This window comes from Flavobacterium enshiense DK69 (genome assembly GCF_000498495.1).
In the GTDB taxonomy this organism is placed as follows: Bacteria; Bacteroidota; Bacteroidia; order Flavobacteriales; family Flavobacteriaceae; genus Flavobacterium; species Flavobacterium enshiense.
Genome location: NZ_AVCS01000004.1, coordinates 149013 through 173989, shown reverse-complemented (window position 1 = coordinate 173989; position 24977 = coordinate 149013). Strand labels below are relative to the sequence as shown.

Annotated in this window: 23 protein-coding genes; 21 read left to right on the top strand and 2 right to left on the bottom strand. The window is 35.3% G+C overall.

Annotation, left to right across the window (positions count from 1 at the left end; genetic code table 11):
- Positions 1-53: 53 nt before the first annotated feature.
- The 14 genes from FEDK69T_RS01970 to FEDK69T_RS01905 all read left to right on the top strand — a co-directional run bounded on the left by FEDK69T_RS01970 (position 54) and on the right by FEDK69T_RS01905 (position 12817).
- Positions 54-1244, top strand: coding sequence for a DcaP family trimeric outer membrane transporter (locus tag FEDK69T_RS01970; protein WP_035629843.1), 1191 nt, complete (start codon positions 54-56; stop codon positions 1242-1244).
- Between the two features lie 57 nt (positions 1245-1301).
- A complete protein-coding gene (locus FEDK69T_RS01965; RefSeq protein WP_023572462.1) occupies positions 1302-1838 on the top strand; it encodes a dihydrofolate reductase family protein in 537 nt (178 codons plus the stop codon).
- 134 nt (positions 1839-1972) lie between these two features.
- Positions 1973-2422 carry an SRPBCC family protein gene (locus FEDK69T_RS01960; protein ID WP_023572461.1) on the top strand — a complete coding sequence of 150 codons (450 nt, stop codon included), beginning with the start codon at positions 1973-1975 and terminating at the stop codon, positions 2420-2422.
- A gap of 217 nt (positions 2423-2639) precedes the next feature.
- Positions 2640-4037, top strand: coding sequence for an alpha/beta hydrolase family protein (locus tag FEDK69T_RS01955; RefSeq protein ID WP_023572460.1), 1398 nt, complete (start codon positions 2640-2642; stop codon positions 4035-4037).
- A 120-nt stretch (positions 4038-4157) separates the two neighbouring features.
- On the top strand, positions 4158-4679 hold the full coding sequence (locus FEDK69T_RS01950) for a VOC family protein (protein ID WP_023572459.1): 522 nt from the start codon (positions 4158-4160) through the stop codon (positions 4677-4679).
- Positions 4680-4705: 26 nt separating this feature from the next.
- Positions 4706-5674: a hypothetical protein gene (locus tag FEDK69T_RS01945; protein ID WP_023572458.1), complete on the top strand. Its 969-nt coding sequence runs from the start codon at positions 4706-4708 to the stop codon at positions 5672-5674.
- A gap of 217 nt (positions 5675-5891) precedes the next feature.
- A complete protein-coding gene (locus tag FEDK69T_RS01940) occupies positions 5892-6539 on the top strand; it encodes a hypothetical protein (protein WP_023572456.1) in 648 nt (215 codons plus the stop codon).
- A gap of 118 nt (positions 6540-6657) precedes the next feature.
- On the top strand, positions 6658-7080 hold the full coding sequence (locus FEDK69T_RS01935; protein WP_023572455.1) for a hypothetical protein: 423 nt from the start codon (positions 6658-6660) through the stop codon (positions 7078-7080).
- A 293-nt stretch (positions 7081-7373) separates the two neighbouring features.
- Positions 7374-7655 carry a hypothetical protein gene (locus FEDK69T_RS01930; protein WP_035629844.1) on the top strand — a complete coding sequence of 94 codons (282 nt, stop codon included), beginning with the start codon at positions 7374-7376 and terminating at the stop codon, positions 7653-7655.
- 26 nt (positions 7656-7681) lie between these two features.
- A complete protein-coding gene (locus tag FEDK69T_RS01925; protein ID WP_131494736.1) occupies positions 7682-8614 on the top strand; it encodes a hypothetical protein in 933 nt (310 codons plus the stop codon).
- Between the two features lie 32 nt (positions 8615-8646).
- Complete coding sequence (locus FEDK69T_RS01920; RefSeq protein WP_023572451.1) at positions 8647-9777, top strand: serine hydrolase domain-containing protein; 1131 nt, start codon at positions 8647-8649, stop codon at positions 9775-9777.
- A 241-nt stretch (positions 9778-10018) separates the two neighbouring features.
- A complete protein-coding gene (locus FEDK69T_RS01915; protein WP_023572450.1) occupies positions 10019-10570 on the top strand; it encodes a hypothetical protein in 552 nt (183 codons plus the stop codon).
- A 199-nt stretch (positions 10571-10769) separates the two neighbouring features.
- The gene (locus FEDK69T_RS01910; protein ID WP_023572449.1) at positions 10770-11726 is read left to right on the top strand and encodes a hypothetical protein; all 957 of its coding nucleotides are present in this window, start codon (positions 10770-10772) and stop codon (positions 11724-11726) included.
- A 194-nt stretch (positions 11727-11920) separates the two neighbouring features.
- The gene (locus FEDK69T_RS01905) at positions 11921-12817 is read left to right on the top strand and encodes a hypothetical protein (RefSeq protein ID WP_023572447.1); all 897 of its coding nucleotides are present in this window, start codon (positions 11921-11923) and stop codon (positions 12815-12817) included.
- Positions 12818-13070: 253 nt separating this feature from the next.
- Here FEDK69T_RS01905 and FEDK69T_RS01900 read toward each other — a convergent pair whose 3' ends face one another.
- The gene (locus tag FEDK69T_RS01900; protein ID WP_023572446.1) at positions 13071-15557 is read right to left on the bottom strand and encodes a T9SS type A sorting domain-containing protein; all 2487 of its coding nucleotides are present in this window, start codon (positions 15555-15557) and stop codon (positions 13071-13073) included.
- Positions 15558-15807: 250 nt separating this feature from the next.
- On the opposite strand from FEDK69T_RS01900, the gene FEDK69T_RS01895 reads away from it, so the two are divergent.
- From FEDK69T_RS01895 to FEDK69T_RS01865, 7 genes are all read left to right on the top strand, one after another.
- On the top strand, positions 15808-16425 hold the full coding sequence (locus tag FEDK69T_RS01895; RefSeq protein WP_023572445.1) for a DUF2238 domain-containing protein: 618 nt from the start codon (positions 15808-15810) through the stop codon (positions 16423-16425).
- 228 nt (positions 16426-16653) lie between these two features.
- Positions 16654-17916: an erythromycin esterase family protein gene (locus FEDK69T_RS01890; RefSeq protein ID WP_023572444.1), complete on the top strand. Its 1263-nt coding sequence runs from the start codon at positions 16654-16656 to the stop codon at positions 17914-17916.
- Positions 17917-18072: 156 nt separating this feature from the next.
- Positions 18073-18717, top strand: a complete 645-nt coding sequence (locus tag FEDK69T_RS01885) for a class I SAM-dependent methyltransferase (RefSeq protein ID WP_023572443.1) — start codon at positions 18073-18075, stop codon at positions 18715-18717.
- 125 nt (positions 18718-18842) lie between these two features.
- Positions 18843-19193, top strand: a complete 351-nt coding sequence (locus FEDK69T_RS01880) for a DUF2200 domain-containing protein (RefSeq protein WP_035629847.1) — start codon at positions 18843-18845, stop codon at positions 19191-19193.
- Positions 19194-19642: 449 nt separating this feature from the next.
- Positions 19643-19975 (top strand): DUF6150 family protein, encoded by a 333-nt coding sequence (locus FEDK69T_RS01875; RefSeq protein WP_023572440.1) that lies wholly within the window; start codon positions 19643-19645, stop codon positions 19973-19975.
- Between the two features lie 91 nt (positions 19976-20066).
- On the top strand, positions 20067-21140 hold the full coding sequence (locus FEDK69T_RS01870) for a serine hydrolase domain-containing protein (protein WP_023572439.1): 1074 nt from the start codon (positions 20067-20069) through the stop codon (positions 21138-21140).
- A gap of 259 nt (positions 21141-21399) precedes the next feature.
- On the top strand, positions 21400-22767 hold the full coding sequence (locus tag FEDK69T_RS01865) for a hypothetical protein (protein WP_035629848.1): 1368 nt from the start codon (positions 21400-21402) through the stop codon (positions 22765-22767).
- Positions 22768-22938: 171 nt separating this feature from the next.
- Here the strand turns inward: FEDK69T_RS01865 and FEDK69T_RS01860 are convergent, their stop codons facing one another.
- The gene (locus FEDK69T_RS01860) at positions 22939-24915 is read right to left on the bottom strand and encodes an alpha-ketoacid dehydrogenase subunit alpha/beta (protein ID WP_023572437.1); all 1977 of its coding nucleotides are present in this window, start codon (positions 24913-24915) and stop codon (positions 22939-22941) included.
- Between the last annotated feature and the right edge of the window lie 62 nt (positions 24916-24977).

Here is a 24977-nt window from a genome sequence, read left to right as displayed (position 1 = left end):
AATAAATATTCGGACTTTGACTATCAAATACAGTGGCCTTCGCCTTCTTGCTTATGAAAAAGTTCTCCTTAACATTGGCTATAAGCCTAATTTCACTTAACCTTGCAGCTCAGCAGGATAATGAAACTGTTATTACTATTGTAGGACAGGTAATGACCGACACGGGTTACAACTTTAACCAAATCAATCCCGACTACTTTGATGTGCTGCGTCCAACACAGCTTCCGGCCTATAAAAATCAATATGGCACGGATGGAAATGTTTTTTTCGGCGTACGACAATCCATGCTAGGATTTAGCAGCTTAACACCAACCCGCTACGGCCCGTTAACGACACGTTTTTCCTTCGACATGTTTGGAGTTGGTGCCGACGCGGGACAAACTACATTTCACATGCTTTATGCCTATGTGGAATTAGGAAAACTTGGCTTCGGCCATAACTGGGGTCTGTTTTGCGATTTTGACGGTTTTCCGAATGCCATTGAATATTGGGGGCCTTCAGGTATGTCCCTTTGTAAAAATGTCCAAATACGTTATATCCCATTTAATGGCAAAAACAGACTGGCAATAGCGCTCGAGCGTCCCGGTGCAAGTGCCGACCAAGGCGTCTACCGTAACAGGATTGACCTTAGTGATGTTAAGCCAAAATTTGACATGCCTGACCTGACAGCTGAATTTCGTGCTACCCGCGACTGGGGTTATGCCGAATTAGCTGGGGTTGTACGTAAAATTGAATGGGTAGACGAAGGCCTAGAGCCATTTGATTATAGCGGCAAAGCTTTTGGATGGGGCTTTAACCTGAGCAGCAATCTAAAAATAGGTAAAAAAGACGTGTTTATTGGACAAACGGTAATAGGAAAAGGAATTCAGAATTTAATGAATGATGCCCCAACCGATATCGGTATCCAGAATGATTTCGGAAATCCAAAAGCTCCAGTTAAAGGGGTAGCCTTACCGCTTTTTGGGTACACAGCCTACCTTAATCATCAATGGAATGAAAAATTCAGCAGCATAATTGGTTTTTCAGAACTAAAAACAGACAATTCCAACGGACAAACAGCGGATGCTTTCCGTCATGGCCGTTATGCCAGTACGAATCTTTTGTATAAGCCCCTACCTAATTTTACATCAGGGATCGAACTCCAATGGATTGACCGCGAAAATTATAAAGATGGCTGGACATCATCTGCTACCAAAATTCAGATTAGCATCAGGTATTTCTTTAGTCAGGAATTTAAAAAATAAACTTTTATTTAATGTGCCTCTTGTCTGACAAGACAACAAAAAACACTTAGTACACAAATGGCAGCAGACCGAAAAGTAATTTTATATATCGCTACAAGTTTAGACGGTTACATCGCAAAACCTAATGATGACTTGAGTTTTTTATCAATAGTTGAACAGGAAGGAGAAGATTACGGCTATGCAAATTTTATAAAGTCGGTCGACACTATACTACTCGGAAGAAGAACTTACGATTGGATAATGGCACATGTGCCGGAGTTCGTCCATGCCGACAAAAATACATTTGTAATAACAAGAACTGAAAGATCAAGTATCGGTAAAACAAACTTTTACAATGGCTCACTTAAAGCTCTAATTACAAAAATGAAAACCGAATCCGGCAAAAATATTTTTATTGATGGGGGTGCCGAAATTGTAAACGAGCTTTTAAAAGACAAATTAATTGACGAGTTTATTATCTCCATTATTCCGATTTTGGTTGGAGATGGAACAAAACTTTTCAAAGACGGCCGGCCTGAACAAATCCTCGAACTTGTTTCCGTTAAGTATTTTGATAAAGGACTGACTCAACTCCATTACAAATGCAAAGTTTAATTAAAAGTGCAACTCAAAACTTATTTTGAGAATAATCCGACGTAATTAATTGAAAATCATTAAATTTATAGACTTGCTAGAACAGCGCCTACTTAAAAAGTCAAACAAACAGGAATTTTTAATCAATCAATATTATGGCAACAAACAGCGTTTCATTACACAGAGTTATCAAAGCATCTCCTGAAAAAGTCTATCGTGCATTTACCGACGCCAATGCACTTGCATCATGGATTCCTCCCTATGGTTTCCTTTGTACTGTACATGAAATGACAGTGGCAGTTGGAGGTACCTACAGAATGTCATTCCACAATTTTTCAACCGGTAACAGCCACTCTTTCGGAGGAAAATATATCGAGATCAAACCTAATGAATTCCTGAAATATACCGATCAGTTTGATGATCCTAACCTTCCTGGGGAGATGATTACTACGGTTTGGATAAATAAAGTTTCTTGTGGTACCGAAATAAAAATCATACAGGAAGGAATTCCTTCTATTATACCGGCTGAAATGTGCTACTTAGGTTGGCAGGAATCTTTAGAAAAGCTAATTAAATTGGTTGAACCCGAAATTCCGGACGCTTAAGAAATTTAAAGAACTACTGTTTTCAAAAACAGTGTAATAAAACAAGGGGGAAAGTTTAGCTTCCCCCTTTCTTATATTAAAAACAAAAACATGTTTTGCTGAATTTTCTTATTTTTACAAATTGTAACGTGTTAGAAGTTTTATGATGAGGTCATTTTGAATCAGCAGAATTGACATCAAAACATGCTAGCATCAAACAACTAACAAACACCAAAATATGAAATCGTTCTCAACTCTTTTTTTATCATTAATTACAATTTTAACAGCATCTGCCCAAGATATAACCGGACAATGGAATGGCGTTTTGAAAGTCCAGGGCACGCAGTTAAGGCTGGTTTTCCATATTACCAAATCCGGCAACGGTTTTAGTTCCACAATGGACAGTCCGGATCAAGGAGCTGCAGGAATCCCAACAACAAGTACTTCTTTTGAAAATTCTAAACTTAAAATAGAAGTTGCCAACGCCCAAATAGAATACTCAGGCGAATTTAAGGACGACGAAATAATCGGAACATTCAAACAATCGGGTTATGAGTTTCCAATGAACCTGTCAAGAAAACCCATTGAAAAGGAAACCATTAAAAGACCACAAGAGCCTGTAACCCCTTACCCTTACCATACTGAAGACGTGACCTTTAATAATCCAAAGGCAAATATTACATTGGCAGGAACTTTATCACTCCCTAAAAAAGAAGGTAATTTTCCGGCCGTTATTTTAATCACAGGCAGCGGGCCTCAAAACAGAGATGAAGAACTTTTAGGACACAAACCGTTTTTAGTTATCTCAGACTATTTAACCAAGAATGGTATTGCAGTTTTAAGATACGACGACAGAGGCATAGGACAATCAAAAGGGGATTTTAAATCAGCAAATTCAGCTGATTTTGCAACCGATGTAGAAAGTGCGATCGCTTATTTAAAGACAAGAAAGGAAATCAACAAAAAGAAAATCGGTTTAATAGGCCATAGCGAAGGAGGCCTCATCGCTCCAATGGTCGCTTCAAAATCAAAAGACGTTGATTTTATTGTATTACTTGCAGGAACCGGGATTCAGGGAGATCAATTATTATTACTTCAGCAGGAATTAATCGGAAAAGCTGCTGGTGCTTCCGAAACCGACATCCAAAAAACGTATCAAAATAACAAAAAGATATTTGAAATGGTGGGTAAATCGACAGATGACGAAAAACTAAAAGCAGACTTAAAACTAACCATCAAAGAAATGCTTAAAAACGATCCGACTGCCGAAATTCCAAGTGGAATGAGTGAAGATGAATTCATTTCCGTTCAGGTTGAACAGATTACAAGTCCATGGATGTTATATTTCTTAAGGTTTAATCCTTCATCAACTTTAGAAAAAGTAAAATGCCCTGTTTTAGCCATTAATGGTGAAAAAGATTTACAGGTTCCGGCAAAAGTAAATTTATCAGCAATTGAGAACTCCCTAAAAAAAGGCGGTAACAAAAAAATAACCATAAAAGAATTTCCAAACCTGAATCATTTATTTCAGGAATGTAAAACCGGCTCACCAAGCGAATACGCCGAAATCGAACAGACCTTCTCCCCTGCCGCCTTAGACGAAATCACGAAATGGATACTAAATCAGACCAAGTAAAGATTTATGTTGACATAACTTTCTTATGTCTTGGAACTAAAGACAAAACTCAAACTTTTCGTAAATTTGATATATACGGTCAATAGGGAACAAAAACAGTGACCCATAAAAATTCAGGGAATGGAAACTGAAAACGATAAATACACCTCCGGACTACAACCGACTCAAGTAGCGTGGGTGGTAAAAGATATAGGGAAATCAAAGATTTTCTTTCAGCAAATGCTTGGCATTTCAAATTTCAGTCCGACTTTCACTGTTAGCGTAAAAAATTATGATGCAACCTATTATGGCCAACCGTCCGATGCCGTGAGCTTTCTCGCAATGGCTTATACAGGCGGAACATTTATTGAAATCATTCAGCCAATTTCAGGGAAAAGTATTTTTAAGGACTACATTGACCATAACCCAAGCGGTGGAGTGCAGCACATTACTTTCAGCACACCCGTTGCCAACCTAAACAATGTAATTTCGGAGTATGAGAGTAAAGGCTACTCTATAGTAAGCAGCTTTGATACACCAATTGCTAAAATTGTGTTTTTCGACACCCGTGAAGAGATTGGCGTGTTTACCGAAATAATGGGCATTACAAAAGAAGGTGAAAAAGCTGTTGAAGAAATGAAAATTGCGTTAGGGCAGCAATAAGTAAACTATAACCAAATCCAGAGATTATGCGTTTTACTTCTACCCTATTTTTTCTGCTTTCCTTTTTCGTATCTTTTGGTCAGAACTCAAAAACAGAAGTTTTCAAAAAAGACAGTCTGATTATTGTCAATAAAAAACCTAAAAAAGGATTTCAAAATGAATACATTTTATTTATTCCAAAAGGAACTCCACTAAACAAAAAAACATTTTTGCTTGTAGAACCCAACAATACAGGCAGAACATCAGACAGTATTGAAATTCATAAAAAATATGCCATTGATTTGGCCTCGGTAAGCTCAGTGGGCAACAATGTTTCGACTGAACTTAAAATTCCATTACTTGTTCCCATTTTTCCTAGACCTTCATCACAACCTTTGGTTTATACCCACGCTTTAGATAGGGATGTCATAATTGATAAGTCATCCGAACTAAAACGACTTGATTTGCAGTTATTGGAAATGATAAAAGATGCCAAACGTATTTTGAATACTGCAAATATTGAAGTCGACACCAAAGTTTTCATGAATGGATTTTCAGCTTCTGCCACATTCACAAATCGTTTTTCCTTTATCCATCCCGAAATTATTAAAGCCATGGCCATTGGTGGATTTAACGGAAACTTAATGCTTCCTGAAAAGAAACTAAATACAGTAAAACTTAATTATCCGATTGGTCTGAATGATTTCACTCAACTATTCGATAAAAACTTTGATTCTGATCAATTTAAAACCATCCCACAATTCGTATACATGGGAAAACTGGACAATAATGATGCTGTTCAATATGATGATGCCTATAGTGACAAAGAGCGTAAACTAATCAACGATAACTTGGGAAGAAATACACAGGATCGTTACGCAAAGTGTCAGGAAATTTACAGGAATCACAACGTTAATGCAATTTTTAAAACGTATGAAAATGTTGGGCATTGGACTACTTCAGACGTAAATCTTGAGGTCATAAAATTTTTTCTTAAACAAATGCAGACGAAATAGAACAACTTCAGCTAATGAAGAGTTTAGGCAGTTCCGTGGTTGTATTAATCGTAGGATATGTACTGGTTTTTTGGTTTTAAAAACGAAAACTTTTCTTTCATTTTTTTTTTTATATTTGCCAACATAAGCAGCAAATCAACCACCGCTAAACAAAGCCTCGGAGGGATGTGTGCCATTATAAACCAAGTGACTTGAAAAAATCGAAAGTCCACAAAAAATGAAAACCAAACTTAAACTAACCTCTCTATTCGTTTTATTGATCTCAACAACTAATTTGTTGATTGCCCAAAACAAAATCAAACCATATCAGGAAGGAGATTTACGATTAGATATTAAACTACCGCATTTTAATTATTTAGCATTCAATCCTAACAAAGAATTTCGAGATTCCGAATTTGGATTTAACGGGTACGGACTTGGGTTTGAGTATAATTATAAAGACAAAAAATTTATAGAAGCCAACGCATCGACTGTTTTGACATTTGAGCTGCCTTTCCCCGCCCCGATTGATGCCGAATACAATAAAATATTATCCTCTTATTATTTCAGCATAACCGATAATTTCATAAAAGACAGGTTCACATTTGGTTACGGATTAAGTTATTCAACAAACATTTGGAAAGAATGGACAGAACATTTTAATGAAGAAGAATCGGCTAATGACTACACTAAATTATATACTAATCGCAATTTGGCATTAACCTTTAATTCGTATTACAGACTTGGCAAAACAATCCATTTCGGACTGATTTACCAGCCTTCATTATTGAATTTAAACAATAAACCCGAATTCATATACGAACAACAAATCAGTTTGGAAATAAATTGGAGAATTAAACTTGGTAATCTGCGAAAAAACAAATAGCTGGCACCAACAAACGTTTTGTGCAAATACGATTTCAAAACAAAACTTGGACTTTTCGTCTATTTAGAAGTTGGCAGCAAGCCGTGAGAAACTAAATATCAAAATCTAAACACCATTTATGAAACTTAATATTTTATTTATTTTACTCTTCATTTCATCTCTTTCCTATTCTCAAAATCCTGAAATCAATTTGGAATTCAGTGGTCAGATTTTAGTTACTAACAAAAATACAGAGTTAGGTGTTTTTGAATTTTGCTTAAGAATCAGAAATTCAAAAAACGGAGATGAAGACTATTATACATTTCTTGCTAATACTAATGGAAATAGTTCATTTGAAGATAATGGTGTAGAAATTCCCGCAATAAAATATATTACTGTTGAAGATCTAAAAAGTAAAACCCCTTGTGAACTACACGATTATTTAAGCAAACAAGGAATAAGCTTTGTGAAAATTATAAATGGTAAGTATAAAAGATGGTTTGTTATGTATACTGGAACGTATCGGAATATACAAATCACCAAACTAAAAGGAAAAATATAAATTAATATTCGGCCAGCTTCCAACAACGGTTTTGTGCAAGTGGGGTTTAGTGTATCTGGAAGAGTTTGTGTCTGTGTTTGTGTTGGTGCTTGTACTTCTATCCTATTTAATGCAATCTTCTTTCAAACTTTTCGGTATACTTGTAAACATCAGTAACAAAAATCCCTAAACTTCGCAAAGCGGCGGGACGTTAACGGCAACCGGCGTGACGCGACGGTAAACAGCAGACCCAAGACAAATTATATCTCTAAAAAAAGTTCTTCACTGCCCGGATAAAAATCCTTACTGCAAAGTTGGAATTCCTTACTGCTGAGTTGGAACTCCTTACTGCAGAGTCGGAACTCCTTACTGCAGAGTTGGAACTTCTTACTGCAGAGTTGGAACTCTTTACTGCAAAGTTGAAACTCCTTACTGCAAAGTTGGAACTCTTTACTGCAAAGTTGGAACTCTTTACTGCAAAGTTGAAACTCCTTACTGCAGAATTTAAATTCCTGTCCTGTCTTTCGTTTTTAAAGCTTTCCATTCAAATTTTCGGTAAATTTGTTAGGAACTCCCCTGAACAATTAAGATCATAACAATGTAATTCCAATACATCCATAATATGAAAGCAATAAAATCATATTGCATACATGCACTTCTTATGATGGTATGTATATTCCTCTCGGCTTCATGCTCAGCCGCAGAAAGTTCACCGGAAATTGTTTTAATCGGCAGCACACCGGGAGATGCGTTAATCAAATCCCTGCTCACTATCCCTTCTGATACGAAAGTGGATTTTATCAGATGGGATTTAAAGCTGAACAATGAAAGCGCTAATCCAAATTCCTTTGTCCTGAACATTGCTTTTGGTGAAGGGCAGCCCAATACATCATGGTTTAAAAAAGGCGAGGAAAAGCGCATTTTTGAAGGTACATTCACTGTTTCAAAAAATGAGAATGTAAAAATGGGAAGCACGGTTTACCATCTGAAAAGCAGCAGTTGGCCAAACAGAATTTCAATGGTGAAAATCAGTGAAAACCTATTTCATCTGTTAACACCACAAAATCACTTAATGCTTGGAAACGGAGGCTGGAGTTATTCCTTAAACAGAAAAGACACTGTCGATTCAGGCGAAATTTTAATCGCTTCCGTAATGTCGGAAGACAAATCCCTACAGCTTACTTTCGACGGAAGAACCCCTTGTCGTGACATTGCCGCCGAACATCCCGAAATGAATGCAAACAAATCCTGCTTTAAACTGAAATGGCGGCTAATTCTCAACCGGGATACCGTAAACCATCTTCCCACAACATACATCATCCGTAAAATTGTAAACAACGAACCTCGAGACGTTTCAGGAAAATGGACAATCATCAAAGGCACCCCTTCAAATCCAAATACAATAATTTATAAAATCGATCCCGACAAACCGGCTGAATCCTTATCTTTTCTCGTTGGTGATGACAATGTCCTGTTCTTTCTAAACAAAAAGAATGAACCTCATATCGGAAACGAAGATTTTAGCTTTACACTGAATAAAAAAATTTCCAAGTAGAGAACGCAATCAAGAACACTGAAGCCCGTCGAATGAAAAGCATCTTCTCCAAAATAATCGTCCTAGCCTTTTGCATCACTTTGCTATTATCAACCCGTTTCTACGGACAAAATCCGGAGCATAAAATAGATTCCGTGATAACAGCTCAATTCAATGAAGGCAAGTTTAACGGCAATATTGAAGTGATTAAAAACAATGCTGTCATATACCGAAATTCCCTTGGTTATTCTGATTTTACATCTGCTAAAAAACTCAATAAAAACTCGGTTTTCTATCTGGGCTCCCTCTCAAAACAGTTTACCGCAATGTGCATAATGATTTTGAAATCTAAAGGAAAATTACAGTATGACGACCCTGTGATTAAATACCTCCCGGACTTCCCTTTCAAAACAGTAACTATCCGGCATTTGCTCACCCATTCTTCTGGCATGAATGACTACATAACCCTTAATGAAGAACAGTGGAAGAAATACCCCAACGCGACAGATAAAGACGTTGTGCGTATGCTAAAAGAGGATTTCGACACATTACGCTTCCAGCCGGGAGAATCCTTTTTTTACAGCAATACCAATTATTCAATCTTAGTAAATATCATAGAAAAGGTTTCCAAAAAAAGTTATCCCGAGTTTATACATAGTTCTGTTTTCAAACGCTTGGGAATGGGCCACAGTTTTATTAAGACCGAAAAAAACGCGTATAAAAAGGGCGTAAAAGGCTATATCAAAAATGATTCTCAAAACCGATATGAATTACCCGATTCATTAAACGGTCTTTTCGATAGTCCGACTGCCAAAATTATTGGAGGTGGCGGCGTATTCAGCACGCTGGACGATCTTTATAAATGGGATAAAGCTTTATACTCAAACAAATTACTTCCAAAAACAATTCTTGAGGAAGCGTTTATGCCTTATACATTCAGCAATGGCACCAAAGGAAGATATGGTTTTGGATGGAATGTTTATCATCGTGACAATGGTGATATTGTCGTTCGTCACGCCGGGCAATTTACAGGCTATTTATCAGTCATAACCCGGAATATAACCCGGAAAGAAACCATAATAATCCTCACCAACGTAACAGGAAATAATGATACCAGTAATTTTATCACCTTAATGACCAATATCGAAACCATTTTAGAAACAAGTGAAAAACTGAAGTCTTAAGCACAGTACAAAACTTGAAAACCACAAAATAGAAATCCCTGATGTGAGTTAGGGCTTTTTTACCCGCTCTTCTATATCACTAAACAAAGCTGTAAACTATTATTTAGACAACAAAGTTTGGGATATTTTCTTATAATTTTTAACTTTACCATCTATAAAAATACAGTACCCAACTTTAATTCGTTAAGATTACAGTCTAATATAATTTAGAGTTGTGCGAGATTTTTAACAAACTTGAACGATGAAAACACTGCAAATTTCTTTTTTCCTAATACTTTTTACTTTAACTAGTAATGGCCAAAATGGCAAAGAAATACCGCAAGCATTAATCCATAATTACAAAATAAAACCTGGAGACAAAGCAAATCTAAACATCGATAAATGGGTTTTGAATGCTCCAAAGGACAAAACTCTAAAAAACAAATTCATACTTCTAACCTATTGGGGCGGAGGAACTGTCAGCGAAGCTGCTTTAAGTCACTTGGAAAGAGTTTACAATGCTTTTAACGACCGTTCTGATTTTCTTCTTTTGACTTACGCCAACAAAGATTCCATAAGTGTTTTGAATGATTTTAAAAAAACAAATCTAAAAACTAATTCTATTGTCGTGTGTAATACCAGGAGGGTTGACAAACTTTGGAGCACTGGTGTGGATTCCATAACATATCCACTTGCACTACTAATAGACGATGAAGGTTATATCATTTGGGTTACGATACCAACAGCTATCACAGAGGAGATTATTGAGAAATTTTTAGACAAAAAACTCGAATTGGGAACATCGTGGAGATAATTAAAACCTCGCATAACAAGGGTTTTAAGAAATTGGGGTTTTAGTGTTTAATGGGATCATCTGGAATCAAAAGTCCTTGCTCCATTTTAAGTTTTTTCTTTCAAACTTTTCGATATATTTGTAAACGTCAGTAACAAAAATCCACAACTTCTTAAAAGCCGGCGGGACGTTGTGCACTATTTTGCCTTAAAAAACGAAAATGAAAAACATATTAATTTTTGCTTTATTTTTTAATCTTTTGTCTTGCAAAGCACAAGAATTTGAAAAAATTTTACTTTCAAAAACTGATACTTTTGAATTGTATGTAAATGACGAAGATTCAACAGAATTATTCTATTATAAATATCTTCCAAAAAAAGACATAAAAGGTGTTTTAGTTATACTACCATCTGGTGGAGAAATAATTGAAAACACATTAAAGCAAATAACACTGCACAAAATAGCAGTAGAAAAAGGAATTATGGTAATTGTTCCATCAATAAATTGGGGAACTGATAATCGAGAAGCAGAATTCAAATTGTTAGATAAAATTTTCTACGAAATTGTTCTAAAGCATAAAATATCAAAAGACAAATTTATAATCGGTGGCCTTTCAGGTGGCGCAATGATTTCTTTAACATATGCTGAAAAATCAGTCAAAAATCCTGAGAAATTTTTTCTAATTCCAAAAGGTGTTTTTGCTTTAGACGCTCCTCTTGACCAAGCTAGATTTTATAAATATTGTGAAAGAGAAATCGAAAGGAATATTTATAAGCCAGCTGTAGATGAAGCTAAATGGATTAAAAATAATTGCGATAGTATTTATGGTGGTTCACCAGAAAAGTTCCCTGAAAAATATGTAGAAAATTCAATATACTCTTTCGGGGCAAAAGATGGTGGAAATGCAAAATATTTAAAAGAAATGCCTCTTTTAATGTTTACTGATTTGGATACTGATTGGCTAATAAATCAAAGACACCGAGATTTAAATGATTGGAATGGCATTGACATAATTTCAATGATAAACCAATTAAGAATAATGGGAAATAATAAGGCAAAAGTAATAGTCAGCCAAGGAAAAGGAATTAGATTAGACGGTAAGAAAAACCCACACTCCTGGTCAATTATGGATTCCGAAGTATGCTTAAATTGGATTATGGAAACAATTGATAAATAAAAAACATAGCACAACAACGGTTTTATGCAATGCCGGTGGCTTGGGATTTTTTGTATTGGTCAGTGTTTGCATTTCTTCTTTAAAAAGAGGTTTTTTCTTTCAAATTTTAGATATATTTGTAAACATCAGTAATAAAAATTCCGCTACTTCATAAAGCCGGTGGGACGTTATCGAAAATTTTGCATGACAGAAATATGAAAAAAATATTTTACTTAATACCGTTAATCGTTTTTGGTAGTTGTAATAATGATGACGACAACAGTTTTCACGAACCAATCAATGAAAATGATTTCAAAATAGAAAGCTATCATGCTTTTTATGGAGTATATCCCACAACTTTATCTCTAAACACGGATTCAAACAATTTAGTCAAATTTAAATACGATAACCAGGGAAGATTGATTAAAAGAATTGGAGACATTAAGTATTTTAGCCCTAATTCAGGAAGTGGTCCGGTTATTTCTGACTCTTTATTTACTGATTTAGTTTATTATGAAAACAAGGTAAAACTCACAAAAGGAATATCATATTTAGGTTATTCAACTTTAGAAAATGAATCTATAATAACTTTTGATTCACAAAATAGAATTCAAAAAAAAACCAACAGATATGATACTGGTTCCGGTATTAAACTGGATACAATTAATTTCATTTATAACAATGATAAACTTGTAAAATATGTAAAAACTTCAAATGATCACTTCCCAGACGTTAATTTTGATACCAGACACTTTCAAGAATCCACACTTTATTATGATAGTAATGATAATTTAGATAGCATTGTTACTGTAAATTCCTTGAAATATAGTGACACTCCTTATATAGTCATTCATGGTACAAAAACTTTAGTTTTTGAGAATTATGACGCTTCTTTTAATCCTTTTAAAAAATTAAGGATATTTGACGAAACATTTTACAGATCCTTATCAAGGAATAATTATAGAAGATGCATAGTAAAATCTTGTCCATACTTCTATCCTGATTATGATTACTATTTTCAACCAATAGTAGGACCTACGACTATTCTCCAAACCATTAATTGGAATTTGACTTATAATGCTAATGGAAATTGGATGTATAATCGATATTAAAAACTTTCACTGACAACGGTTTTATAAAATTAAGGCTTAGTGTGTAATTTTGAATATAAGCTAACCTAGTGTGATGCTGTGGCAAAAAACGTAAAGAAGAAAACACATGAGCTCTGATTTTATAGAAATTCTGCACTTCCCTTTTTGCTAATAAACAAAAAAGCCGTAACTCACATTACGGCTTTTTTTATTTCAGTATCCATACTTTCATCCGATGATCAAATACGACTGGAAAGTTACGTTTATACCATCCTTATTGTTTTATGATTTTTACAGCAGATACTTTTCCTTCAGAAGTAACCTGAGCAAAATAAATTCCGGCAGTCAAACCGGAGACATCCAATTGATGCAATATAGTTTTTGGTGCTGCACTAATAACTTTACTGCCATTAAGTGAAAATACCTCAATTAAGTCAATTGTTTGTTCACAAGAAAACGTTAGCACAGATGACACCGGATTCGGATAACATAAAAGTGATTTTCGTTCAAACTCCGAATTGGAAAGTAGCTGGTCGTTATTCAAACGTGCTATACGATTTTTGCCCGTACCATTATATCCTGTAAACGAACCTCCGATAAGCACTTTATTATCCGATTGTAAAGTAGCTGCATACACTATTTTATTCGCTCCGCTACCTTGATTAAAATCGGAATAAATCGAACCGTCAGCATTTAAACTTGCAACATAATTTCTTGCCGTCCCATTAAAATTAGTGAACTGCCCACCAATAATCATTTTTCCATCGGCTTGCAATCCTATTGTCCAAACTATATTATTTGCCCCGGTTCCTGAAGTGTTGAAAGCAGTATCTACACTTCCACTTGTATTTAAGCGTGTTATTCTGTTTAAAACTGCTCCATTAAACTGAGTAAAAGCACCCCCAATTACTATTTTCTCATCTGTTTGCAATCTTATTGTGTTGATAGTGTTATTAGCACCTGTTCCCACATTAAAACCGGTATCTGCAGAACCATCAGTATTCAAACGGGCAATTCGGCTTATAGCAGTTCCTTTATAATTGGTAAAACTCCCCCCTATTACGATTTTGCCATCTGACTGTAATGCAATCGACTGAACTGCATTGTTAGCACCTGTTCCGATAACAAAACCTGTATCCGTAGAACCATTACTGTTTAAACGTACAATTCTGTTTTTGGACACTCCATTATAGTTGGTGAATGTTCCACCTGCCATGATTTTTCCATCATTTTGCACTACTAATGCATTTACGGAATTGTTAAACCCTGTTCCGGCAACAAAACTGCTGTCAAAAGTGCCATCGCTGTTTAAACGCGCTATGCGGTTTGCAGTATTCCCGTTATAACTGATAAAACTTCCGCCAATCATTATTTTACCATCAGATTGAGATGCTATCGCAAATATAGTAGCACCGCTATTTATCCCTACACCCGGGTTAAAAGCTGTATCCAATGTTCCATCAGAATTCAAACGGGCAATTCCGTTTCTGCTTACACCATTAACCATCGTAAAAGTACCTGCAATCAGTATCTTACCATCCGCTAAGGTTTGAATTACCCTAACATTATTATTAGCTCCCTTTTCAACTACAAAAGAAGGATCTAAGGTTCCGTCACTATTCAAACGGGCAATTCTGTTTCTGGCAGTCCCGCTATAAACGCTAAAATTACCTGCTATAAAAAGTTTTCCGTCCGTTTGTTGTGATAACGTATAAACACCTCCATTTGCTCCTGTACCAATGGTATGAGCCGTATCTAAAGAACCATTCGAATTTAAACGTACCACTCTGTTTTTAGACGTTCCGTTGAAACTCGTAAAGTCGCCTCCAGCAACAACCTTCCCATCAGGCTCTAACACTATGGAACGCACAATGTTATTAGCTCCGCTGCCGATAGTAAAACCGGTATCTAACGTTCCATCATTATTCAACCGTGCAATCTTGGAAGAAGCCTGACTATTATAATTTGTGAAACTACCCCCAAAAAGAATTTTAGAATCGGGCTGTATAACTATTTTCAATACAGTATTATCGAATCCGGTTCCTATAGTAAAACCTGAATCTAATGTTCCATTACTGTTCAAACGAGCTAATCTGTTTACCGTGGTACCATTAAAAGTTAGAAATGCACCTCCTATTAAAATTTTTCCGTCCGCCAGCAATGCCAAAGCATAAACCGAAGCATTAGCCCCTGTCCCCACTGTAAAACCAGTATCCAACGAACCATTAGCGTTCAAGCGGGCTATGCGGATTTTTCCAGTTGAACCGTTATAAGCTGAGAAATTCCCTCCTATTATAATTTTGCCGTCGGGTTGCACTGCTATCGAAGACACTGTGTTATTTGTTCCGGTACCCATTACAAAACCGGCATCTAAAGAACCATCGGTGTTTAAACGGGCAATCCGGTTTTTTGTCGAGCCATTATAAGTGGTAAAACTTCCTCCAATAATAATCTTCCCATCGGGTTGAATTGCTATGGCCGAAACAGTGTTATTAGTCCCGGAACCAATGTTAAACCCACTATCGATAGAGCCATCATTATTCAAGCGAATAATCCTGTTACAACTTACACCATTATAGGATGTAAAATTTCCGCCTATAATTAACTTACCATCGGGCTGCAAAACACTAACGGTTATTAAGTTGTTTGCACCGGCAGTAAAACCAACGTCTGAAGGGTTAAAGCTCAAATCAATGGTACCAGGTTGAGCAATTCCTGCTATTGATAAAAGAAGAATAAAAAGAAACGTAATTTTTTTCATAAAAGAAATTAAAGAATAGTTACTTCAATAAAAAGTGTCCAAGTAATAAGTACCAAAAATAACTAAAAAAAAAGCGTTTATTTTAAAAACAAACTTTTTCTAAGAAAAATGTTATATAATTCATGATCTGCAAATCACTATCAACAAATCGTTTTAGAGCAAAAATGAGAGCCATTTTTGTATATTTGATAAAAGGGTAAAACAAAAAAATTCCACTTATAGAAAGCTAACAGAACCTTAACCGCAACCTATGAAACTAAAACACAGAAAATCGTATTACTTATTTATTTTATTGGTTTTACTTGGGTTACTAATTTCAGGAATTAATCCGCACGATTACTTCACATGGTTTTTAGAAGTTTTCCCCGCAATTATTGCCGTTATAATCATAGCGTTTTCAGACAGATCTTTTCCTCTCAGCAATTTGTTACTGGCTTTAATTGCCATTCATTGTTACATCTTATTTATCGGGGGACATTATACCTATGCTCAGGTTCCCTTATTTGACTTAATTAAAGACGTCTTACATCATTCAAGAAATAATTATGACAAGATCGGCCATTTCATCCAGGGTTTTGTTCCTGCAATCGTGGCAAGAGAAATTTTAATCAGAAAACAGGTGATACTACAAACGAGCTGGATATCTTTTATTTGCATATCTATTTGCTTAGCGATCAGCGCGTTTTATGAATTAATAGAAGCGTTTGTTGCCATTATGACAGGTGAATCAGCAGAGGCATTTCTTGGAACTCAGGGTTATGTTTGGGATACCCAGACCGATATGTTGCTGGCATTAATAGGTTCCATTACTGCGTTGACTTTATTACCAAAACTACATAATGCCTCAATTGAAAAGCTAAATGCTTAAACACTGCACAAAACTAAAAACGACAAAATAGAATCCCTGACGTTAGTTAGGGATTTTTTTCTGCTACATCACTAAATAATTTGATCACAAAGTGTTAACAAAATTACCACTGATTTGTCAATAACTTTATTTAGGAAGTTTTCCTATAATTATTTACTTAGCTTCTAAATTATATTCTTACAATTATTACAACCCTTTTAACTTATACATTATACTAAAACACTAAAAATGAAAAAAATATCGATCTTGCTTATTACTATTTTCTTTATCTCATGCAATAAAAAAATAACGACGGAACTCTCCGATAAAATGATAGAATTAGAATCTGAAAATGGAATTCCAAATGACTTTAAAAAATTAGATAAATACATTGATAATAAAGAAATCATACTTCTTGGTGAAGCGGCTCATGGTGAAGGAAAAACTTTTGAAGTAAAGACACAAATTCTTAAATATTTAGTTGAAGAAAAAGGGTTTAATACCATCGCTTTGGAAGGCATGGATTTCCTTCAGATGGAATACATAAATGGGCGTAGTTCTTTAAAAGATAATTTAGCAGACAACTTTGAAAGCGATTGGTATAACTATTGGGGTCCTTGGAGTCACGCAAAGGAATTGATACCGTTAGAGAACTTTATTAAAAACAAAAAGATTTCTTTAGTTGGTTTAGAGTCATATCAAAAAATTACTGCATTTATAAATATCGATTTTATTAAAAATGAATTACAAAAAAGTAATTGGTCAACTTCAAACAAAGATATATGGCTTAAATTATCTCCAATTTTTGACAAAATTAAAAATAATGAAAAGTCTCTTACAATAGAGGAACATGATTTTCTCATTTTGCAATTACAGAAAATAATAGAAACCAACGAAACTGTTTTTTTCAATGACAATTTTTTTACGCAAATGATAGAAAACCTGATTACGTATGTAAATTTGAACTTAAGTCCCAAAACGTTTGCAAATGAAGACGAAGAAGAAGCTTACCGAGTAAAAACAAGAGATTATCAAATGGCGAGGAATTTAATCTATTTTAAAGAGAGAAATCCAAACGCTAAAATCATAGTATGGCTCGCCAATTTTCATGGTGCCACAAATTTAAAAGAAGTGACTTCTGCGGTAGGTGATCCAGAAATGTATTCTAAATTTACTGTTTTTGGTGAACATGTTAAGAATAAGTATGCTGACAAAGTGTATAGCATAGCAACAACCTCTTCTAAAGGTGCTTCAAAAATGCCCTTTGAGAAAGGCGTTGAAGAGACTAAAATTATCGCCGCAAAAGAATCCCTGGAGTTCACATTGGAGAAGCGAAATCTGAGTTTCGGTTTCATTGATTTCAATGAAATTTACAAAAACAATCCTGAAAAGCGCAATGAAACCTTTAACAGTATAATGCTGGGACATATAAGTCAAAAAGGAAAGTGGTTACAGGTTTTTGATGGCTTACTTTATATCAAAGAAAACGATATAGCAATACCGAAAGGTTAAAAGTACAGCATACAACAGTAGTTTTGAGTGAGTGAGGTTAGGTTTATTATGGAATGATCTTTTATGTATGTGCCTTAGCGGTAAAACAAACGGAGAATTAAATAACTTAAAGCAACTAAATAATTGATTTTCAACAAAAGAAACAGATAATAAATTATGGATGAAGTCAATAATTTACACGAGAAGTGGACTGCCAGATGGGACGACAGATACAGTAAAGATGAGTTTGCATATGGCGAAGGTCCAAACAATTACTTAAAAGAGAAATTGACAGAACTAACCGTTGGGTCAATTCTTTTTCCTGCAGAAGGCGAAGGGCGAAATGCCGTCTTTGCCGCTAAACTTGGTTGGAGTGTTTCTGCGTTTGACATAAGCAACGAAGGTAAAAGAAAAGCTATTAGACTTGCCGAAAAAAACAATGTAACAATTGAATATAAGATTGGTGAATTGCAAACTTTAAATTTTGAAAACCGTCAATTTGATGCTGTTGCTTTAATTTACGCACACTTTCCGGCAGATATTAAATCTGTCTATCACAAGACATTGGACAACTATTTGAAAATTGATGGGATAATTATCTTTGAAGCGTTTAGTAAAAAACATATTGATTATGTGACTGCAAACGAAAAAGTTGGTGGGCCAAAAGACATCGAAAGTTTATTTTCAATAGACGAAATTAAATCTGATTTTCCAAATTATGAAATATTAGAATTGGTTGAAAAAGAGATTGAATTAAACGAAGGACTTTTTCATAATGGTAAAGGTTCTGTAATTCGATTTGTTGGGCGAAAAAAACAATGAACCACAAACAACTGTTTTAAACACGAGAGAGTTTAAGGCTTATCTCAATCTTCTTTTTTGTATATTTAACTTAGTCATAAAACTGGTGGGACACTAGCAGTAATTAGAAAAGCAAAACAACAAAAATGGACAATACGAGAGTTTTTAAGATGTCATTTGCCGGCGTCTACCCGCATTATATAGCAAAAGCGGAGAAAAAAGGCCGTACAAAAGAAGAAGTACACGAAATTATCTTTTGGCTGACCGGCTATAATGAGCAAACCCTGCTGCAACATCTGGAGAGCAAAACCAATTTTGAAGATTTCTTTGCTCAAGCGCCGCAAATCAACCCAAATGCTTCAAAGATTACAGGGGTAATTTGTGGATATCGCGTGGAAGATATGGAAGACAAACTCATGCAGCAAATCCGTTATTTGGATAAGTTGATTGACGAATTGGCAAAAGGTAAAGCTATGGAGAAGATTTTGAGGCAGTAAACAATCACCACATTTCTAATAACTCTAACTTCTGTAAGGACTTTGTAAAAAAAACTATTCTGATAATTTACATAAATCTTCAAAAAATCCCCAACTATCTTGGGGATTTTTATATTTAGTACCTCAATAATTCCAGTAAATCTTTTTCAAAGCGTTCTTTAGGCAAATACTGATCTTCGAACGATTTCATAAACGGAATGGTGGTACAAACACAAATTTGACCACTTGCATTTCTATTACACATAAGCTGGTTTTATTTCCTTTTTTGTAATTTAGTAGTTAGAAAATGGCTTATACTATGGTAGTGTAAATTTTGAAATTTAGTATTTTCCTAAAGCGATTTACACAGAACTGCACTCAAAATCTTATCGTTTCGTTTTTCCTCAGGAAAGTTCTTAGGTCCCTTCTTTGATAAAGTTATTGGTAAATGTTCTAAATAATTATTTAAGATGAAAAGTTCCTTTACAATTTTACTTTTATTTTTCACTTTCTTTTGTTACTCACAAAAAGTATTTTCCGCCAAATATACTAATCAGGCTGATGTTAAAGTATTTGTGGTTAAATATGAAAGTCAAGCCGACTTAAATATTTATAAAGTAAAATACCAAAACCAAGCCGGCAAAAATGATGGGAAGTGGTTTTTTGTAGAATATGAAAATCAAGCCGATAAAAAAATATATTTTGTAGATTACGAAAGTCAGGCCGACTTAAAAATATATTTTGTGGAATATGAAAATCAGGCTGGTTGGAGAAACAAAGAAAAAATACATTTGATGTATTAATGTCCTGAAAACGCGCGTATCATCCTGAAATAAGTTGACTAAAAAATCAACACTTTTAGCAATATATGGAAACTCCAGGAAAACAAAAGAAATGACAGACATAGAGCAAATCCTCGCCAACGAAGTTGAAAATGACAAAACGCCTTCTGTCCAGTACTTCCTGTTTAATCAGGACAGCATTTTAAAATCGGTTCAATTGGGTTTTGCCAACATTTCGAAACAGAAACCAATCAGCACGAACACGACTTATAATGCCTTTTCCGTAACAAAAACTTTTACAGCATTAGCAATTTTACAGCTGGCCGAACAAGGAAAAATTGACATAAACAAGCCTGTAGTTCAGTACTTACCAGAGTTTCGATACGGAACGGAAATCACAGTAAAACACTTATTGAACCACACTGCGGGAATACCAAATCCCATTCCGCTCGCGTGGATACACCTAGACTTCGAAGAGAGCGTTTTTGACCGAAATAAGTTCTTTCAACCGATTTTTGAAAAGAACAATAAGGTAAAATCAAAACCAAATGAAAAATTTACATACTCAAATCTTGGCTATGTTATTTTAGGTCAGCTCATTGAAAAAGTGGCGAATACGACTTATGAAGAATATATTTCCCAAAACATCATCCGAAAATTACCCATTAACCCCAATGATTTAGCTTTTACTATTGCCAATAAGGAAACACACGCAACAGGCTACCACAAAAAACTGTCGTTTTCCAATCTTCTATTGGGGTTTTTCATTGACAAAACCAAATTTATGGAAGGAGCTGAAGGGAAATGGCGACCGTTCAAAAAATTCTATGCAAATGGCACATCTTACGGTGGGTTGATTGGTACGCCTCTCGCATTTATCGCTTACATTCAAGAACTTATGAAAGACAATAGCGCTTTGATTTCCGATAAATACAAACAAATGCTTTTTGAGGAAAACAAAAACTGCAATGGTAAAAACACAGCCATGTGCCTATCGTGGTTTGTCGGGGAACTTAACGGCAGAAAATATTTTGCTCACGCAGGTGGTGGAGGCGGCTACTATTGCGAAATCAGAATTTATCCTGATATAAAAACAGGAAGTGTAATCTTCTTCAATCGTACAGGAATAACAGACGAAAGGTATTTAGACAAATTGGATAACTTTTACATTAACGCAAACAGGTAATAATATGCTTTCAAGTTGACTATTAAAAAATAAAAAATACTCAACTCATGGCGGGGATTTTCTATTTAGTATTTCAATAATTCCGATAACTCCTTTTCAAAGCGTTCTTTTGGTAAATACTGATCTTTAAGTGATTTTAAAACGGTATTTTCTTACATTATAACGATTTAATTTGAAAGATTATCTTACAATTACGAAATTAGTTTTAAGATATCAGGTTGTTCATCAATCTTTATCAAGGTACTATCATAACCAAATTATGGAAAACATTATGGAAAAAGAAGTTTTCAATTCCCTTGCAAAGCGTACTCTCTTCTTTTCAAAAGTCATTTTTACCTTTCTCATAATCAGTCTGCTCATTTTTATTAACTTTTTAGATCTGAAAGAAAAGACACGTGACAGCAGATATTTAATTTTTTTGAAAAACGTTTATGATAAAGGCGATGAAAACCTTGGCTTTGAAAATTTTGAATTGGAAAGAGTAACGTATCTCGAGAATAAAAACCGTGAGTTAAGCCTTCTTCACATTAATTCAAGAAATAAATTGGTGCGCATATTAAACGGGTATGGCGCTCCGGTAGATAGAACAACAAAAGGTGGAGGCGAAGCCATGAATAAGTTCATTTTGATGGCTAATCAATCACTTCTGAAAAAAAATAAAGAATCTATAGAAAAGCTCCGTAATACAGCTATTGAAATGGGGTTTGATAGATCTGGCTATAGAAATACCGACCAATTAGCTACTGTTGATTCAGCAATAACTATGTTTAAAAAATATTCGGCTTCAGAAAAGGCATATTTTGTAAAAGGAATAGACACAACCCTATTAATTCAAAAACTTGATAGTGCAGAGCAAAGTTTCACTAAAGAAAAAAGTCTCGACCAACCTACTGATTTAAATCAACTTAACAATCAACCTAACCCATATACAGAAGTTGAGGATGATGGTCCGGCAGAGTTAGGAGTCAGAAAGAGTTTATTTAGCTATAAGTTAGAGTTTAAAAGTGTGTGCTTTTATGAAAATACTCTCGTGGTTTCCTATAGTGAACGTCAAGGTCCAAGTCAAGGCCGACTACAAGAATATTTTATAAAGGTACCTATTAAGGTTGATTCTTTGACATTTCCTTCAATTTTGCACTTTGCAGGATTTGACAAAATCATTTTAAATGAACTTACAAACCATAAGAATAGGCTAAATCAACTAAAAAGCACATACGGCTATTATCAGTTGAAAATGGTAGATTCTATGGCTTCCCAGGAACTCATTAAGAACAATGATACCGTTTCCATTTTGGGATTTGATATATCGAGGAGATGGTTTCCATTGGCTATGTTTTTGGTACTTACAATTATATACTGTTTATTATATGAGACATTAAATAGAGCAAAGCAATTACAATACAAAATTATTTCCGAGTACACTTCCGACGAAACTTTGGAATTTATGGTAGATAAGAAAGTAATTAGATTTTCAATTTGGGTAATAACACCACTATTATTATTGATCTTAGCTCTTTATTCGTCCTTGGTTCATTATAGTTTTTTCGTGTATGGTGTATTGTTACTTTGCATGTTGATTTGCTCAATTTTAGGATTTGTTTCTTATAAAACCTCTTTGCGGCTATAATAAATATAGGAATTGTAATCCTCATGGTGCGAAAGCACAAACCCACAACATCGATTTCATTAAATTGGAGGTTTGTCTAAATTTAAACTCAATTTTACCTATTTGACTTCCGTCTTAAGGAAGGGTTTGAAAACAAAAAATCCCTAACTCATGCTAGGGATTTTTTTATTTTTAGTATTTCAACAATTCCTGTAATTCCTTTTCAAATCTTTCTTTTGGTAAATACTGATCTTCCAATGATTTCATAAACGGAATAGCTGATTCCAAACTTGCTACGCGTCTAACCGGAGCATCAAGGTATTCAAAGCAATTCTCCATAATCATCGAAGAAATATCACTTGCAATTCCACCAAACAAAGTATCTTCCTGAAGAATAATCACGCGGCCGGTTTTCTTAACCGAAGTATATATTGCCTCCCAATCCAATGGCTGTAAACTTCTCAAATCTAATAAGTCTGCTGAAATTTCCGGATTCTTAGTCAAAGTTTCCAATGCCCAGTGTACTCCAGCTCCAAACGAAATGATGGTTACATCCTTACCTTCTTTCAGCAACGACGCTTTTCCTAACGGCAAAGTATAATAATCTTTCGGCACATCCTGATAAACACTTCTGTATAATAATTTATGTTCGAAGAACATTACAGGATTCGGATCATTAATTGCTGTAGCTAATAATCCTTTAGCATCATAAGGGAACGCTGGGTAAACGACTTTCAATCCCGGAGTTTTGGTAAACCATGCTTCATTGGTTTGTGAATGGAAAGGTCCTGCCTGTGTCCCGCCTCCGCAAGGCATACGCACCACCACATCGGATTTCTCCTGCCAACGGTAATGCTGTTTCGCCAATAAGTTTACAATCGGGTTGAATCCTGTCGATACGAAATCGGCGAATTGCATTTCTACAACAGCTTTGTGTCCGTTAATCGACAATCCGTTAGCTGCAGAAACAATAACGCTTTCGCAGATTGGTGTATTGCGAACACGGTCTTTTCCAAATTTATCCACAAAACCATCAGTGATTTTGAAAGCGCCGCCATATTCTGCGATGTCCTGTCCCATCACCACCAAATTCGGATGACGTTCCATAGACTGGCTCAATCCTTGTGAAATTGCATCAATCACACGGATATTTTCTGTTTCACTTTTCGGTTCTATATTTTCAAATGTGTACGGAGCGTAAACATCGTTTAATTCTTCATTCAAATCCGCAACAATAGCAGGCTCTTCCTGAACTTTAGCCCAATCCGTATCAATTTCTTTCTTGATTTCTGCTCTGAAAGCTTCATCTTGTTCGTCGGATAAAACAGCTGTAGTTTTCAAATACTTTCTGAAATTCTCCACAGGGTCTTTAATCGCCCACATGTCCATCAATTCCTGCGGAACATATTTGGTGCCACTCGCCTCTTCGTGTCCGCGCATACGGAACGTCATAAACTCCAAAAGTACCGGACGTGGATTTTCAATCATCGAAGTTTTCAATTCGGATATCAAATTATAAACCTCCAAAATATTGTTTCCGTCCACCACATGGCTTTCCATTCCGTAACCTGCACCTCTATCAGCCAATTGCTTGCAACGGTATTGCTCATTGGTTGGCGTTGACAATCCGTAACCGTTATTCTCGATTACGAATAAAACCGGTAAATCCCACACAGACGCAACATTCAATGCTTCATGAAAATCACCCTCCGAAGTAGCACCTTCACCAGTAAAAACAGCTGTAACTTTACCGTTTTTCTTCAATTTATTTGCTAAAGCAATTCCGTCGGCCACACCCATCTGCGGACCAAGATGCGAAATCATTCCTATAATATTGTACTCCTGAGTCCCGAAGTGGAATGAACGGTCACGGCCTTTGGTAAAACCATTGCGTTTCCCTTGCCATTGCGAAAACAAACGGTGTAGCGGAATTTCTCTTGTGGTAAATACACCTAAATTACGGTGCATCGGCAAAATGTATTCATCTTTATCTAAAACAGAAGTAATTCCAACCGAAATAGCTTCCTGTCCTATTCCCGAAAACCATTTAGAAACTTTCCCCTGGCGGATCAGGATAAGCATCTTCTCTTCAATCAATCGTGGTTTTAGGATTTTTTTATATAAATCCAACAACTGCTCATTAGATAAATTCTTTCTATCAAAATTCATTATAATGTGTTTTTTTAAACGCTTTCAAAAGTATAAAAAATAACACTTTAAGCGTAAAATGT

Excerpts from the sequence above, each read along its gene's own strand:
- FEDK69T_RS01885 (WP_023572443.1), top strand. The coding sequence starts at position 18,073 with ATGGATGAAGTCAATAATTTACACGAGAAGTGGACTGCCAGATGGGAC.
- FEDK69T_RS01955 (WP_023572460.1), top strand. The coding sequence starts at position 2,640 with ATGAAATCGTTCTCAACTCTTTTTTTATCATTAATTACAATTTTAACA.
- FEDK69T_RS01890 (WP_023572444.1), top strand. The coding sequence starts at position 16,654 with ATGAAAAAAATATCGATCTTGCTTATTACTATTTTCTTTATCTCATGC.
- FEDK69T_RS01860 (WP_023572437.1), bottom strand. The coding sequence starts at position 24,915 with ATGAATTTTGATAGAAAGAATTTATCTAATGAGCAGTTGTTGGATTTA.
- FEDK69T_RS01960 (WP_023572461.1), top strand. The coding sequence starts at position 1,973 with ATGGCAACAAACAGCGTTTCATTACACAGAGTTATCAAAGCATCTCCT.
- FEDK69T_RS01945 (WP_023572458.1), top strand. The coding sequence starts at position 4,706 with ATGCGTTTTACTTCTACCCTATTTTTTCTGCTTTCCTTTTTCGTATCT.
- FEDK69T_RS01900 (WP_023572446.1), bottom strand. The coding sequence starts at position 15,557 with ATGAAAAAAATTACGTTTCTTTTTATTCTTCTTTTATCAATAGCAGGA.
- FEDK69T_RS01940 (WP_023572456.1), top strand. The coding sequence starts at position 5,892 with ATGAAAACCAAACTTAAACTAACCTCTCTATTCGTTTTATTGATCTCA.
- FEDK69T_RS01905 (WP_023572447.1), top strand. The coding sequence starts at position 11,921 with ATGAAAAAAATATTTTACTTAATACCGTTAATCGTTTTTGGTAGTTGT.
- FEDK69T_RS01880 (WP_035629847.1), top strand. The coding sequence starts at position 18,843 with ATGGACAATACGAGAGTTTTTAAGATGTCATTTGCCGGCGTCTACCCG.
- FEDK69T_RS01935 (WP_023572455.1), top strand. The coding sequence starts at position 6,658 with ATGAAACTTAATATTTTATTTATTTTACTCTTCATTTCATCTCTTTCC.
- FEDK69T_RS01895 (WP_023572445.1), top strand. The coding sequence starts at position 15,808 with ATGAAACTAAAACACAGAAAATCGTATTACTTATTTATTTTATTGGTT.
- FEDK69T_RS01920 (WP_023572451.1), top strand. The coding sequence starts at position 8,647 with ATGAAAAGCATCTTCTCCAAAATAATCGTCCTAGCCTTTTGCATCACT.
- FEDK69T_RS01965 (WP_023572462.1), top strand. The coding sequence starts at position 1,302 with ATGGCAGCAGACCGAAAAGTAATTTTATATATCGCTACAAGTTTAGAC.
- FEDK69T_RS01910 (WP_023572449.1), top strand. The coding sequence starts at position 10,770 with ATGAAAAACATATTAATTTTTGCTTTATTTTTTAATCTTTTGTCTTGC.
- FEDK69T_RS01970 (WP_035629843.1), top strand. The coding sequence starts at position 54 with ATGAAAAAGTTCTCCTTAACATTGGCTATAAGCCTAATTTCACTTAAC.
- FEDK69T_RS01915 (WP_023572450.1), top strand. The coding sequence starts at position 10,019 with ATGAAAACACTGCAAATTTCTTTTTTCCTAATACTTTTTACTTTAACT.
- FEDK69T_RS01870 (WP_023572439.1), top strand. The coding sequence starts at position 20,067 with ATGACAGACATAGAGCAAATCCTCGCCAACGAAGTTGAAAATGACAAA.
- FEDK69T_RS01875 (WP_023572440.1), top strand. The coding sequence starts at position 19,643 with ATGAAAAGTTCCTTTACAATTTTACTTTTATTTTTCACTTTCTTTTGT.
- FEDK69T_RS01925 (WP_131494736.1), top strand. The coding sequence starts at position 7,682 with ATGAAAGCAATAAAATCATATTGCATACATGCACTTCTTATGATGGTA.
- FEDK69T_RS01865 (WP_035629848.1), top strand. The coding sequence starts at position 21,400 with ATGGAAAACATTATGGAAAAAGAAGTTTTCAATTCCCTTGCAAAGCGT.
- FEDK69T_RS01950 (WP_023572459.1), top strand. The coding sequence starts at position 4,158 with ATGGAAACTGAAAACGATAAATACACCTCCGGACTACAACCGACTCAA.